This is a genomic window from Paludisphaera soli, from assembly GCF_011064595.1.
GTDB lineage: Bacteria > Planctomycetota > Planctomycetia > Isosphaerales > Isosphaeraceae > Paludisphaera > Paludisphaera soli.
The window spans coordinates 1-13,763 of the sequence record NZ_JAALJI010000032.1; the positions used below are offsets into that span (position 1 = coordinate 1).

Annotated in this window: 9 protein-coding genes and 1 pseudogene; 5 read left to right on the forward strand and 5 right to left on the reverse strand. The window is 70.9% G+C overall.

The genetic code is table 11. From position 1 onward, the window contains the following. The 5 genes and pseudogenes from G6O68_RS27115 to G6O68_RS27135 all read right to left on the reverse strand — a co-directional run. Positions 1-504: pseudogene (locus G6O68_RS27115) on the reverse strand (hypothetical protein); the annotation flags it as partial. 45 nt (positions 505-549) lie between these two features. Further along, positions 550-1,317 (reverse strand): copper homeostasis protein CutC, encoded by a 768-nt coding sequence (locus tag G6O68_RS27120; protein WP_165252071.1) that lies wholly within the window; start codon positions 1,315-1,317, stop codon positions 550-552. A 14-nt stretch (positions 1,318-1,331) separates the two neighbouring features. Then, positions 1,332-3,062, reverse strand: coding sequence for a ubiquinone-dependent pyruvate dehydrogenase (gene poxB / locus G6O68_RS27125; protein WP_165252073.1), 1,731 nt, complete (start codon positions 3,060-3,062; stop codon positions 1,332-1,334). Positions 3,063-3,191: 129 nt separating this feature from the next. Beyond that, on the reverse strand, positions 3,192-6,341 hold the full coding sequence (locus tag G6O68_RS27130; protein ID WP_165252075.1) for a M56 family metallopeptidase: 3,150 nt from the start codon (positions 6,339-6,341) through the stop codon (positions 3,192-3,194). A gap of 3 nt (positions 6,342-6,344) precedes the next feature. Beyond that, positions 6,345-6,752 carry a BlaI/MecI/CopY family transcriptional regulator gene (locus tag G6O68_RS27135; protein WP_165252077.1) on the reverse strand — a complete coding sequence of 136 codons (408 nt, stop codon included), beginning with the start codon at positions 6,750-6,752 and terminating at the stop codon, positions 6,345-6,347. A 323-nt stretch (positions 6,753-7,075) separates the two neighbouring features. Between G6O68_RS27135 and G6O68_RS27140 the strand changes: the two genes are divergently transcribed. The 5 genes from G6O68_RS27140 to G6O68_RS27160 all read left to right on the forward strand — a co-directional run bounded on the left by G6O68_RS27140 (position 7,076) and on the right by G6O68_RS27160 (position 13,738). Continuing rightward, positions 7,076-8,383 (forward strand): Gfo/Idh/MocA family protein, encoded by a 1,308-nt coding sequence (locus tag G6O68_RS27140; RefSeq protein ID WP_165252079.1) that lies wholly within the window; start codon positions 7,076-7,078, stop codon positions 8,381-8,383. 94 nt (positions 8,384-8,477) lie between these two features. After that, positions 8,478-8,840: a hypothetical protein gene (locus G6O68_RS27145; RefSeq protein ID WP_165252081.1), complete on the forward strand. Its 363-nt coding sequence runs from the start codon at positions 8,478-8,480 to the stop codon at positions 8,838-8,840. Positions 8,841-8,939: 99 nt separating this feature from the next. Further along, positions 8,940-9,830, forward strand: coding sequence for a hypothetical protein (locus tag G6O68_RS27150; RefSeq protein ID WP_165252083.1), 891 nt, complete (start codon positions 8,940-8,942; stop codon positions 9,828-9,830). Positions 9,831-9,960: 130 nt separating this feature from the next. After that, positions 9,961-10,857: a hypothetical protein gene (locus G6O68_RS27155; protein WP_165252085.1), complete on the forward strand. Its 897-nt coding sequence runs from the start codon at positions 9,961-9,963 to the stop codon at positions 10,855-10,857. A gap of 97 nt (positions 10,858-10,954) precedes the next feature. Beyond that, complete coding sequence (locus tag G6O68_RS27160) at positions 10,955-13,738, forward strand: M16 family metallopeptidase (protein WP_165252087.1); 2,784 nt, start codon at positions 10,955-10,957, stop codon at positions 13,736-13,738. The last annotated feature ends 25 nt before the right edge of the window (positions 13,739-13,763 follow it).

Consider the following 13,763-nt stretch of genomic DNA (forward strand, 5'->3'; position numbering starts at 1 on the left):
GGAGGCAAGTCGCAGGAGCAAGTTTCCATTTCGCAGGCTTGCGATGTCGTAACCAGCGGCGATGGCGGCGGTTTTCACGATCCTCAGGATCGGGGTCAACTTGCCGATGAAATCCTGGACAGTGTCATGGATTAATTCCCGCCCCATCAGTTCTGTATTTGTAGGGTCGTGCGGCGAAGCTCGGATGACAAGATGAAGGGCCTCCCAGTTGATTTCCCAACTGAATGGATAGCCATTGGACGCCCAGGCGATCGCCAGGCTACCATGCTGGCGGCCGTCAATCTCATGAATCAGCAAAATGACATCATCGAGCATCATGCTGATGTCATATTTGTAATTGAGTCTGAGTGGAACTCCAGCCCAGATGAGCCTCGCGTCGTCGGTCTCCAACGGAAAGAGGGTCTCGACCATATCCCCGAGAGTTTCGTCGGTAGGATCGAAATTCGAGGTCGAGACGGGGTTGCCCGGCTCAACGCGGATGACAGCCTGTGGCTTCTGCAGCATGATCATTCGTCCCAGACGGTCACTTCCACCCAGGCGATGAGGTGATCAACGGTCGACATCGAGGCTTGCGACGACATCCATGACGCCCTGGACCTTCTCGGGCGTGACGCCGGTCCAGTCCAGGGACGAGCCGTCCGTGGGCGTGAAGCGGCATTCGCTGCGGATGGCGTCGACGGCTGCGGAGCCGAGGTGGACCTCGCGGGCGCCGGTGCGTCGGACGATCTCCGGGAGGTTCGCGACCGAGAGACGGCCGGCGATGAGGACGGCAATGCGGTCGCCGGCCCTGGAGACCAGGCGGGCCAGGGCCTCAACGCCCTCCTCGGCCGAGGGACGGCCTCCGGAGGTCAGGACGCGGTCGACGCCCAGGTCGATCAAGGTCTCCAGCGATTCGTCCAGGTCCGGCGTCTGATCGAATGCCTTGTGGAAGGTCACGGTCATCGGCCGGGCCAGCTCGACGAGGCTCGCGGTGGCGTCGCGATCGATCGTCCCGTCGCGATGCAGCACGCCGAACACGACCCCCGACGCGCCGAGGCGGCGGGCGACGTCGACGTCGTCGCGCATCGCGGCCAGCTCGGATTCGTCGGGCGTGAAGTCGCCGGCGCGGACTCGGATCAGGACGTGGACGGGGATCGTCAGCCGGCGGCAGGCCTCGGCGATCGTCCCCGCGCCGGGGGTCGTCCCGCCGACTTCGAGGCGGTCGCAAAGCTCGACGCGGTCGGCACCCCCCTGCCCGGCCGCGAGGGCCGAGCGCAGGTCGCCGGCGCAAATCTCGACCAGCGGCCGCGCGGGCGTGGTCGTCCCCGGTTCGTCCACGTCGCGGCCTCCATTCAGCCTCGCGGCAGGAAGTTGGTCCGGGCCAGGTCGATCACTTCGTCGCCCCGGCCGCCGATGACGGCGCGGAGGAGGTAGAGGCTGAAGCCGAGGGCCTGGGAGGCCGAGATCGTCGGCGGCATCGCCAGCTCCTGGCGGTTGACGACCACGTCGACGAGCGCGGGGCCGTCGTGGGCGAACGCGCGTTGCAGGGCCGGGCGGACCTCGGCGGGGTCCTCGACGCGGATGCCCAGGATGTCGGCCGATTCGGCGAGCCTGGCGAAGTTCGGGTTGACCAGGTCGGTGCCGTAGTCGAGCAGGCCGGCGGCCTTCATCTCCAGCTCGACGAAGCCGAGGGAGCTGTTGTTGTAGACGATCACCTTGGCCGGAAGCTTGAGCTGGCGGAGCGTGAGCAGGTCGCCCAGGAGCATCGCCAGGCCGCCGTCGCCGCTCAGGCTGACGACCTGCCGGCCGGGCTGCGCCGCCTGCGCGCCGACGGCCTGCGACAGGGCGTTCGCCATCGAGCCGTGCGCGAACGAGCCGAGCAGCCGGCGGCGGCCGTTCATGTGCAGATATCGGGCGGCCCAGATGGTCGGGGTGCCGACGTCGCAGGTGAAGACGGCGTTCTCGGCCGCCAGGGCGTCGATCTCGCGGGTGAGGAACTGGGGGTGGATCGGCTTGCGGCCGGGCTCGCCCACGGCCAGCGCGTCGAGGTCCTTGCGGGCCTTCGCGTAGTGCTCCAGGCAGTCGTCCAGGTAGCGGCGGTCGGCCTTGTCGGCCAGCTTCGGGGCCAGGGCCGCCAGGGTCTCCTTCACGCCGCCGACCAGGCCCAGGTCCACCTTCGTGCGGCGGCCGATCTGCTCGCCGCGCACGTCGACCTGGATGATCTTCGCGCCGGTGGGGTAGAACTGCGGGTAGGGGAAGTCGGTCCCCAGCATGAGCAGGGCGTCGCAGTTCATCATCGCGTGGTAGCCGGAGGCGAAGCCCAGCAGGCCGGTCATCCCCACGTCGTACGGGTTGTCGGGCTCGATGAATTCCTTGCCGCGCATGGCGTGGACGATGGGCGCCTTGAGCTTGCCCGCCGCCGCCATCAGCTCGTCGTGGGCCCCGGCGCAGCCCGCGCCGCCGAGGATCGTCACGCGGTCGGCCACGTTCAGCATGTCGGCCGCGGCGTCGATCGAGTCGGCCGGCGGCAGCAGGGTCGAGGGGGCGTAGTCGAGCGCGAGGAAGGCCGGCTCCGACGAGCAGGCCCGCAGCGCCACGTCGCCGGGGATGATCACGACGGCCACTCCCTTCCTCGCGATCGCCGTCCGCATGGCGATCCCCAGGACGCGGATCGCGTGCTCGGGCTGCGAGATGAACTCGCAATAATGGCTGCAATCCTTGAACAGGAGCTGGGGATTGGTCTCCTGGAAGTAGTTGGAGCCCAGTTCGCTGCTGGGGATCTGCGCCGCGATGGCCAGCACGGGGACGCGGCTGCGGTGGCAGTCGTACAGGCCGTTGATGAGGTGGAGGTTCCCCGGCCCGCAGCTCCCGGCGCAGACGGCCAGCTCGCCTGTCAGGTGCGCCTCGGCCCCCGCGGCGAACGCGGCGACCTCCTCGTGCCGGACGTGCATCCAGTCGATCCCCTCGCGCTTGCGGATCACCTCCGTCAGCCCGTTGAGCGAATCCCCCACCACCCCATAGACCCGCTTCACCCCTGCGGCGAGGAGCGTGTCGATAAAGACCTCGCTGACCGTTTGCGCCATGCCCGCCCCCTGGCTTTCGATCCGGCTCCGGGCCGGCCGCCGCGCCGGCGGATCATCGGCCGTCGCATTGTAGGCGCCGCCGGCGGGTGACTCCAGCAAAACCGAAGCGGGGAGCGGGCGACGCTCGGTTCAGAAGTCCGGATCGAGCCTCGACAGCGATAGGTCGGGGAGGGCGATCGGCTCCAGTCCATGCGCCACGACTTCGGCCTTGCCCCCCGAACTGTATCGAGGCGCGGCGTCCGCTTTCACGAGGGACCCGACGGGGATCCCGGTGACGGCGAACCGCCCCTCGAAATCGCAGTAAAGGTCGAGATACACTGCAGATTCCGGCGATTCCGGCGGGGCGACCTTGACGGAGATTCGGGCCGATGGGATCGGAGTCTCACCGTTGAGTACGACGCGTCCCCGGATCGAAGCCGCCGGCTTCAGGATGATCGTAGCCTCGGCGTCCTCGGGGCCGGCGGTCGCCAGTCCGGCGAATGAGCCGTCGGGCGACCGGGCGTAGAGGTGGATCGGCCCTGGCTCGATCTGGGAGTGAAGCGACAAGCTGGCCTCGAGCCGTCCCCGGGCGTTGGTCTCGCCTCCCCCGTAGGAGAACCAGGGACGCCCCCATACGGCGCTCGCCTCGACGCGGGCCTGCGGGACGATCGGGCCCCTTGGTCCGTCGCGACGGACTGTCACGGAGAGCGCATGACGCCCCCGGCTCGGCGGCTGCCCCGGTTGCTTATAATCATAGACGTACTCCCCCTGGCCGCCGATTCTCGTCGGTTTCTCCCAGAAGCCGTCTTTCAAGGGGAGGCGGTAGACGCCCGGCGGGATGAGGAGCTTGTAGCGGCCGTCCTCGTCGGTGAGGGTGTACCGCCAGAAGCCGGCGTTCTCCTGGTTCCAGTACACCGAACGGCCTGGACGGTCGCCGACGCTCGGCGGGCGGGTCCGACCCCCCTCCTCGAAGATCCGGACGCGCTCCCCGGCGAGCGGGCGACCGTCCGCGTCGGTGACCCGGCCTTTGAGAAAGACGCCCGGTGCCAGGTTAAAATCAAGACCGGACAGGCTCGCCCCCTCGGGAGGGACGATCTGGTGCCGGCTCCTCGCCGTGAACCGTTCGTCTTCGACCGCGACCGAATAGGTCCGCTCGGGGAAGAGGGAGAGCCGATAGGACCCGTCGGCCGCCGTACGCGTGGTCGTCGCGTGGCCATTCTCGGTGTCGGTATTGCGTCCTAGGGCCTTGACCAGGATCCCGGCGGCGGGCGAGCCGTCGACGGCGAGGACGCGACCCGAAGCTGATACTGGGCGGACCAGGTACACGTCGACGACCTGCTCGGCGACCCGAAGGTCGTAGCTCGGCGATTCCATTACGGTTTGATACTCTTGCGAAAGGACGTGGACCCCGACCCGGTGCACGGCGTTCCGGGGGATGAAGTCGAAGGCGACGTTCCCGTCGGCGTCGGTCGTGGCGCGAGACTCCGGGCAGTGAGGGAGCACGCTCGAATAGAGAGTGAGCCCCTTGCTGATGGTCGACGGTGCGAGCGTCAGGCCCGGAATAGGGCGGCCGCTGGTGTCGACCGCTCGGAATCGGACGGTCTTTGCGCCGTCAAGGATCAGGTCGACCCTCGATTGGGCTTCGGCCGCATTCCTCTGCCGTGGCCTTGCGAGGAAATCGAGCCCGACGCCAGGCTTGAAGGCCAGGATGTCGCCCTCCCACCCGTCCGCGGGGAGGCGGAGGGTCGCCTCGCCGCGAGCGTCGGTGCGGGGCGAGCGATCCCAGCCGATATCGGCCATCGGTGAGTAGACCACGGCGTCCGCGACCGGCCGCTGATCGGCGTCGGTCACCCGGACGACCGTCTCGCGGGTGGACTTCAGGGCGAGTCTCAGGTCCCGTGGGGGCGGGCCCGCGAGATCCTGATGAATCCGCTCCGGTCCCGAGAATTTCAGCCCATCCGATGACGAGGCGGAGACGGAGATGTGGATCGCCCGGAGGTCGAGGTCGACCGAGAATCGACCCTCGGCATCGGTCGTGGTCAGGCTCCGATCGGGGAGAAGGTGGCCGCTCCAGGCGAGGACGCGGGCACCGGGCTGGGGGACGCCGGCCTCGTCGACGACCTGGCCCGCGATGCGCAGCTTCGACGAGTCGAGCGGGCGATCGACAACCGGCGGGGATTCGGGGCCGTCGTGCTGGACCCCGGCCGCGGCGAGGCCCGTCGCCAGGGCGGCGAGGGTCAGGGCGGCGGCCAGGGGGCGGGAGGCACGGGTTCGGGGGTTGCGGCGGGGGTCGAGGAGGCGGGCGACGCGGGATTCGAGGGGCTCGCGGCGGGCGAGGATGGGGAGCGCGAGGCGGGGGTCGAGGGGCTGCTCCGGGCGGAGTTCGGCGACGGCGAGGAGGCTGGCGGCGTAGTCGGCGGGGCGGGCGGAGCGCAGGGCGTGGTTGTCGCAGAGGTCCTCGCGGGCCGCGTCGAGCGATCGGTTCAGGGCGTGGATGAAGGGGTTCGGCCAGTGGAGGGCCGTCGCCAGGCGCTGGAGCAGGCCGACGAGGGAGTCGCGGCGGAGGGCGTGGGCGCACTCGTGGACGAGGACGTCGCGGAGGGCCTCGGGCGACAGGCGGTCGACGACCGAATCGGGGAGCAGGACCAGCGGGTGGAAGACGCCGAGCGTCAGCGGCTGCGGGGCGTGCGGTGAGACGGCGACGGACGGCAGGCGGTCCATCGACACTCCCAGGGCCTCGGCGACGCGCGCCAGGAGCGCGTCGTCCGCGAACGGCCGGGCGTCGCGCCGCAGGCGGGCGACGCGGACCAGGCCCCGGGCCAGGTGGACCAGGAGCGCCAGCGAGCCGAGCAGCCAGGTCGCCGCGACCGCCGCCCTCGGCCGGCGGGGCCAGGACACGACGGGGGCGACCGTCGCCCGGGGCTCGTCCGCACGGAGGCTCGAAGCGGCCGGGATGGGCGGCGCGGGGGCCGCGACGATCGGTGCGGGATCGGGCGCGGCGGGGGCCTCGGAGACCGGCGGGGCGGGCCTCGGCGATGGGGCCGGGGCGGGCGGTGCCGGCGGCTCGCCCGGGGTGGCCCGGATGGTCGGGAGCGGGATCGCGGGGCCGAACGCCCAGAGGGCGGGGCTCAGGATCGCGACCGCCAGCGCGGCGGACCCGGCGGCGTGGCGGAGGTCGGCCCGTCTCCGGAGCGCGAGGCCGGCCAGGAGCGCCGGGGCGATCGCCGAGGCGGCGACCAGGGACATCCCGAGCAGGGCCGGGAAGGCGGCGTGGAGATCGAACCATCCTGTCGTGCTCATGCCTCACTCCTTTTCGGTCTTGCGGGCCTCGTCGATCAGCTTGCGGATCCGCTTCGCTTCGTCGCGGGAGACCCCGCGCTCCTTCAGGAGGGTCAGGATCAGGCCCTCGGTCGAGCCGCCGAAGGCCGTGTCGAGCAGCCGGCCGACCAGGCCGCCGAGCACCTGCTCGCGGGGCTGGGCGGCGGCGTAGCGGAAGGCGCGGCCCTCGGCCGTGCGGCGGAGCCAGCCCTTCTCCTCCAGCCGGGTCATCATCGTCAGGACCGTGTTCCGCGCCAGGGTCCGCTCGGCCGCCAGGGCCTTCCACACCTCGGCCACGGTGGCCTCCCCCCTGTCCCAGACGACCCGCATGATCGCGAGTTGCGCCTCGGAAAGGGCCGGGGCCTGGCCGTCCGCCTCGTCGTCGCCCGTCATGACCGTCACCTCCGTTCGAGGGCCCCTGGGGCGGGGCGTGTCGTGATGCCTACGCTTGTAGGCGAAATTACCTACAGGTGTAGGTGTTGGCAAGGGGGATCTCGCGGAACGGCCGTCGGCGTGGCGTCCATTTCTTGTTTGGCAACGGGTCGGGCGTGGGTTAGGATGGTCGCGTCGGGAGGCCGCCCGCCGGACCTCGCCCGCATCTGGCGGCGCGAGGCTCGGGACGTGCGGCCCGGCGCACCCTCCCCCCCGCCCGCGCCTCGCCGCCGGGACGTCCGGCCGGACGGCCCCGCTCCATCCACCCATCAGGAGACATTGCCGTGACCGAGCGACCCTGCGCGAACGAGGCTTCCACCCGGCGGCGGTTCTTGAAGGAGACGACGACCGCGGCGGCGGGGGCGGCGGCCCTGGCCTCGTGGGTCCCGATGGTCCACGCGGCCGGCAGCGACACCATCAAGATCGGCCTGGTGGGCTCGGGCGGGCGCGGGACCGGCGCGGCGGAGCAGGCCCTCACGGCCGACAGCGGCACCCGGCTGGTCGCCGTCGGCGACCTGTTCGGCGACCGGCTTGAGGAGAGCCTCTCGGCGCTCAAGGGCTCGGCGGTCGGCTCGCGGGTGACGGTCGACAAGGACCACTGCTACACCGGGTTCGACGCCTACAAGCAGGTGATCGACCAGGTGGACGTGGTCGTGCTGGCGACCACGCCGCACTTCCGGCCGATCCACACGGCCTACGCGGTCGAGAAGGGCGTCCACGCGTTCGTCGAGAAGCCGATGGCCGTCGACGGCCCCGGCCTCCGCAAGTTCCTGAAGGCCGTCCAGGACGCCAAGGCCAAGGACGTCTCGATCGTCAACGGCTTCTGCTGGCGGTACCACCCGCCCCGTCGCGAGACCATGAAGCAGGTCTTCGAGGGCCGGATCGGCGACATCCGCACCATCGAGACGACCTACAATTCCTCGGGCGTCTGGGAGCCGCGCAAGACCCGCGAGCAGTGCGGCTCGGACATGGAGTTCCAGCAGCGCAACTGGTACTACTACAACTGGCTCTCCGGCGACCACATCGTCGAGCAGGCCATCCACGGCCTGGACACGATGGGCTGGGCGATGGGCGACAAGCTCCCCGAGCGCTGCTTCGGCGTGGGCGGCCGGCAGTCGCGCACCGACGCGAAGTACGGCAACATCTACGACCACTTCTCGATCGTGTACGAGTACCCGAACGAGGTGCGCGGGTACCACCAGTGCCGCCACTGGGTCAACACGTCGAACCGGGTGAAGGACTACATCCTCGGCAGCGACGGGACGGCCGACGTCTTCGGCAACTCGATCAGCGGCAAGAACAAGTGGCGCTATCGCGACACCGGCGACACCAAGAAGTACGACATGTACCAGGTCGAGCACGACGAGATGTACGCCGCGCTCCGGGCCGGCAAGATCATCAACAACGGCGAGCAGGCCGCGCACTCCACCCTGCTGGGCATCATGGGCCGCCAGGCCGCGTACACCGGCGAGATCATCACCCCGGAGCAGATCCTCGACTCGACCGAGGACCTGAGCCCGCCGTCGTACGCCTTCGGCCCCGACCCGCTCCCGGTCGCCCCGATCCCGATCCCCGGCTTCAAGGCCGGCTGACGTCCCGCCGCTCTCGCGGCGCGCCGCCCCCCGGCCTGGAGGGCGGCGCGCCGACCTCGGCGGTACCCCGCCACCCCACCGGAGGCGTCGTCCGATGCTCCACGGGACCGCCACGGTCGTCAGCGACTCGGGGTCGCTCCCGCTCGTCGTCACGGTCCGCGTCGCGGTGGAGCGGCCCGACCGTCGCGAGGACTCGCATCTCCGCTGCACCTGCGGCGCGCCCGCGTCGTTCGCGGCCGCTGCGCTCTCGGGGGCGCGGTCGGCCCGGGGGGCGGTCGATCGCGATCGCTTCGGGGTCGCGGTGCTGGAGATCGCGGGCGACCTGCACGACCCGGCGTCCGAGGAGGGCGCGGTCGTCGCGGCCGTCTTCGCGGTCTGGCGGGCCTGGGGCCACCGCTGGTCGGACTCCGAGGCGGAGATGGCGCGGGGCTGGAGCTTGCGAGAGCCCCAAGCCTGAGGCCGATCCCTCCTTTACGCCGCCCTTCGGGCGCGTTGTAATCGTGGCGAGGGCCCCTCCCCGCGCCGCCGCGACGCCTTGCCGAGAAGGACGACGACCATGTCGGACACGCCCGCCGATCCCCCTTCGTCCGCGACGGAACCGGCCGCGAGCACCGAGGCCGAGGCGCCGCCGCCGGAGGCGATCGCGGCGGCCGAGCCGACCCCGGCGTCGGCCGTGGACCTGCACGTCAAGCTCGGCCCGCTCCAGGACCACGGCGTCGCGCGGCCGCGCGCGGCGCAGGTCTGGGCGTGGGCGCTGGCCGGCGGGGGGCTGGCGGGCCTGGCGTCGTGGATCGCCGGCGAGTGGATGCTCGACTGGTTCGTCGTCGACGCCCCCCCTCCTCCGGCCGCCGGAGGGGGCCCCCGAGGGCTGACCGAGGCCGACTTCACCGCGACGATCCGCGCGCTGGTCGGCAACGCGTCGGTGGCCTTCGGCTTCCTGGGGGGCCTGCTGGGGCTGCTGCTGGGGATCGCCGGCGGGATGGTCCGCTCGGCCCCCCGCGCGGGCCTGGCGGCGGGCCTGCTGGGCGCGGCGCTGGGGACGGCGGCGGGCGTGGGCGCCTCGATGGGCGTGCTGCCGATCTACGCCCGCGCGATGAACCGTCCCGAGTTGAGGGACCTGGACGTGGCCTACGCGGTGCTCGCCCTGGGGGCGGTCTGGGGCGCGGTGGGCGCGACGGGCGGCCTGGCGTTCGGGGTCGGCATGGGGGGCGGTCGGCGGGCCCTGCTGGGGATGGTCGGGGGCCTGATCGGCGGGATCCTGGGCGCGGCGGCGTTCGAGCTGCTGGCGGCGGCGGCGTTCCCGCTCGACGCGACCACGCAGCCGATCTCGAACAGCCGGGAGTCGCGGCTGCTGGCCCGGGCGCTTGTGGCCCTGTTCACCTCGGCGGGCGTCGCGGCGCTGGTGGCTCCGACGCGGTTCGAGGAGCCGGCCGAGGCGGCCGACTGAGCGTTCCGCCCAGGCCCGCCTCTTCCCTTTCGGGGCGGGTTCGGGGAAGATCGAGGCGTCGGCCGAGGTCCACGGAGGGGCCGCCTCGCGCGACGGATCGTCGCGACGTGTTCCACGCTCCGAGGGACAATTGGAAAGCTTCGATCCCGACTTCCAGTCCGTCGACCCGGACAAGAAGGGCTTCCCGGGCTACGACCCCGAGCCCCGGAGGCGCGGCTGCCTGTTCTACGGCTGCGTCGTCGCCATCGTCGTCTCGGTGCTGCTGACGCTGGCCCTGGCGCTGGGGGCCTTCCTGGCGTACCGCACGGTCATGCGTTATCGCGACGTGTACACCGCCACCGCGCCGGTGGAACTCCCCAAGCTCGCCCTGGGCGAGGCCGACCGCGAGCGGTCCGTGGCGCGGATGACCGCCTTCCGCGACGCCGTGGAGGCCGGCGAGGCCGTCCCGCCGCTGGTCCTCGGCAGCGACGACCTGAACGCCCTGATCCAGCAGTCGCCCCGGCTCAAGGACCGCGTCTACCTCACGCTGGAAGGGGACAAGATCAAGGCCAAGGTGAGCTTCCCGCTGGCCGAGCTCAAGGATTTCAGCCTGACCCGGGGCCGCTACCTCAACGCCGAGGCCGAGGTGAAGGCCGCCGTGAAGGACGGCTCGCTGTCGCTGGAGTTCGTCTCGATGGTCGCCGACGGCAAGGAGCTCCCCGAGGCCGTCCGCGACGTCCTGAGCGCCTCCGACATCATGCTCGACGACGGGCCCGACGACGGCGAGATCGACGAGGAAGGCCGCCGGACCCGCTCGTTCCTCCGCCGGATCGCCTCGATCGAGGTCAAGGACGGCGCGATGATCGTCACCCCCCTCGTCGCGGCCCCCGCCCCGGCGCCGAAGCCCGACGCCGAGCCCCGGCCGGACCCCGAACCCGCAGCCAAACCGGAGCCGAAGCCGGCACTCGAGACGCCGGCGACCGCGCCGCCGACTCCGCCCGAGACGCCGGCGCCCGAGGCCGCCCCCGAACCCCCCTCCTCTCCCTGACCCGCGGCGCGATCGGGGCCCGGATCGCGACCGTTCAAGGACGAATCACGATGAAGGAACTCTGGAACGTCCCGTCCATTCTGATCAAGGAAAGCGAATGAGAATCACGCTGATGAAGGCGATCCCGGCGGCCGCGGCCCTGGGGTTGCTCGTCTCGACGGCGGGGGCCGCCCGCGCCCAGGCCAAGGGGCCGCTCGAACAGGTCGCCTCGGTCGAGGGGATCACCGAGTACCGGCTCCCCAACGGCATGCAGGTGCTGCTCTTCCCGGATCCCTCCAAGCCCAAGGTGACGGTGGCCGTGACCTACTTCGTGGGCTCGCGCCACGAGGGCTACGGCGAGACCGGCATGGCCCACCTGCTGGAGCACATGGTCTTCAAGGGGACGCCGGACCATCCCGACATCCCGGGCGTCTTCAAGGAGCGCGGGGCCCAGTTCAACGGCACGACCAGCGACGACCGCACCAACTACTTCGAGACCCTGACGGCGACCGACGACAACCTGGAGTTCGCCCTCCGGCTCGAGGCCGACCGCATGGTCAACAGCCCGATCAAGCCCGAGGACCTGGCGACCGAGTTCTCCGTCGTCCGCAACGAGTTCGAGCGCGGCGAGAACAACCCGATCGGCGTGCTGTTCCAGCGGCTGGCCTCGGCGGCCTACGACTGGCACAACTACGGCAAGTCCACGATCGGCAACCGCACCGACATCGAGCGCGTCCCGGTCGACAACCTGCGGGCCTTCTACAAGAAGTTCTACCAGCCCGACAACGCCATGCTCGTCGTCGCCGGCAAGTTCGACGAGGCCAAGGCCAAGGACCTGATCGTCAAGTACTTCGGCGCGATCCCCAAGCCGGACCGCACGCTGCCGAAGACCTACACCGAGGAGCCCGCGCAGGACGGCGAGCGGTTCGTCACCCTCCGCCGCGTCGGCGACGTCGGCGTCGTCGGCCTGGCCTACCACGTCCCCTCGGGCCCGCACCCGGACTATCCGGCGCTGGACGTCCTGGCGGACGTCCTGTCGTCGCAGCCCTCGGGCCGGCTGTACAAGGCCCTGGTCGAGACCCGCAAGGCGGCCAGCGTCGGCGGCGGCTCCTCCCCCTCGCACGACCCCGGCCTCTTCAGCATCATCGCCCGGGTGAACACCAAGGACCGGGCCGAGCTGGAGAAGGTCCGCGACGTGATCTACGACGAGCTGAAGAAGGTCGCCGACGAGGGGGTGACGGCCGAGGAAGTCGAACGCGCCGTCCGCCGCTACACCAAGAACTTCGAGATGGCGGCCGCCGACCCCAACTCGATCGCCACCGAGCTGAGCGAGTGGGCCGCGCAGGGCGACTGGCGGCTGTACTTCCTGGCCCGCGACCGCATGGAGAAGGTCACGCCCGAGGACGTCAAGCGGGTGGCCGCGGCCTACTTCGAGCCCAGCAACCGCACCGTCGGCTTCTTCATCCCGTCGGACAAGCCCGAACGCACGCCGATCCCGGCCAACCCGGACGTCAAGGCGCTCGTCGCCGACTACAAGGGCCGCGAGGCCAAGTCCACCGGCGAGACGTTCGACACCAGCCCCGAGGCCATCGAGGCCCGCGTCCAGCGGCCCTCGCAGATCGAGGGGGTGAAGGTCGCCCTGCTCCCCAAGAAGACCCGCGGCGAGACCGTCAACCTGGTGATCACGCTCCGCTACGGCGACGCCGAGAACCTCAAGGGCCTGACGACCGCCGCCGACTTCCTCCCCAACCTGATGCTCCGGGGCGGGACCAAGAACCTCACCAAGCAGCAGGTCCAGGACGAGCTGGACAAGAACTTCGCCCGGCTCTCGCCGCGCGGCGGCGGGCCGGGGGCGATCGGCTTCGCCCTGGAGACGAAGCGGGCCAACCTGCCGGCCGCGCTGGAGATCCTCCGCCAGGTCCTCCGCGAGCCCCTGCTGCCCGCCGAGGAGTTCGAGGTCCAGAAGACCGGCCGGCTCGCCCAGCTGGAGTCGGCGAAGACCGAGCCCACGACGCTGGCCTCCAACCGCCTCCAGCGGCTCCTGTCGTCGTACCCGGCGGACGACGTCCGCTACACGCCGACGCCCGACGAGACCATCGCCCGCGTCAAGGAAGCCTCGATCGACCAGGTCAAGCAGCTCTATAACGAGTACGTCGGCGCCAACGTCGGCGAGCTGGCGGTCGTCGGCGACTTCGAGCCGTCGGAGGTCCTGCCGATCGTCGCCAAGATGCTCGAGGGCTGGAAGGCCTCCAAGCCCTACGCCCGCGTCGAGCGGCCCTATCAGGAGGGCCTGAAGCCGGCGATCGAGACCATCGAGACGCCCGACAAGGAGAACGCCATGTACCTGGCCGGGACCGTCTTCCCCCTGAAGGACGACGCCCCGGACTACCCGGCGCTCTCGGTCGGCAACTTCATCCTGGGCGGCGGCTCGATCTCGTCGCGGATCGCCGACCGGCTCCGCGGCAAGGGGGGCCTGTCTTACTCGGCGGCCTCGATGTTCAACGCCTCGCCGATCGACCCCCGCGGCACGGTCATGATCATGGCGATCTACAACCCGCGCAACCTCGCCAAGGTCGAGGCCGGCGTGAGCGAGGAGGTCGCCCGGCTCGTCAAGGAAGGCGTCACCGCCGAGGAGCTGACCAAGGCGAAGGACGGCTGGCTCCGCCGCGAGGAGATCGGCCGGACCGAGGACGGCTCGCTGGCCTCCAGCCTCGCCAACAACCTCTTCCTCGGCCGGACGCTCCAGTTCGACGCCGAGGTCGAGGCCAAGGTCAAGGAGCTGGACGCCGCCGCCGTCGACGCCGCGCTGAAGAAGTACGTCGACTTCTCCAAGTTCTCCGTCGTCACCGCCGGCGACTTCAAGGGCAAGGGCGCCGAGGCCCAGCCCGAACCGAAGAAGTGACCGCGAGCGGCCCCCACGCCGCGTG

What these genes read in the sequence shown, in the direction of transcription:
- poxB (WP_165252073.1), bottom strand. Translation starts at nt 3,062, where the DNA reads ATGGCGCAAACGGTCAGCGAGGTCTTTATCGACACGCTCCTCGCCGCA.
- G6O68_RS27130 (WP_165252075.1), bottom strand. Translation starts at nt 6,341, where the DNA reads ATGAGCACGACAGGATGGTTCGATCTCCACGCCGCCTTCCCGGCCCTG.
- G6O68_RS27135 (WP_165252077.1), bottom strand. Translation starts at nt 6,752, where the DNA reads ATGACGGGCGACGACGAGGCGGACGGCCAGGCCCCGGCCCTTTCCGAG.
- G6O68_RS27145 (WP_165252081.1), top strand. Translation starts at nt 8,478, where the DNA reads ATGCTCCACGGGACCGCCACGGTCGTCAGCGACTCGGGGTCGCTCCCG.
- G6O68_RS27150 (WP_165252083.1), top strand. Translation starts at nt 8,940, where the DNA reads ATGTCGGACACGCCCGCCGATCCCCCTTCGTCCGCGACGGAACCGGCC.
- G6O68_RS27160 (WP_165252087.1), top strand. Translation starts at nt 10,955, where the DNA reads ATGAGAATCACGCTGATGAAGGCGATCCCGGCGGCCGCGGCCCTGGGG.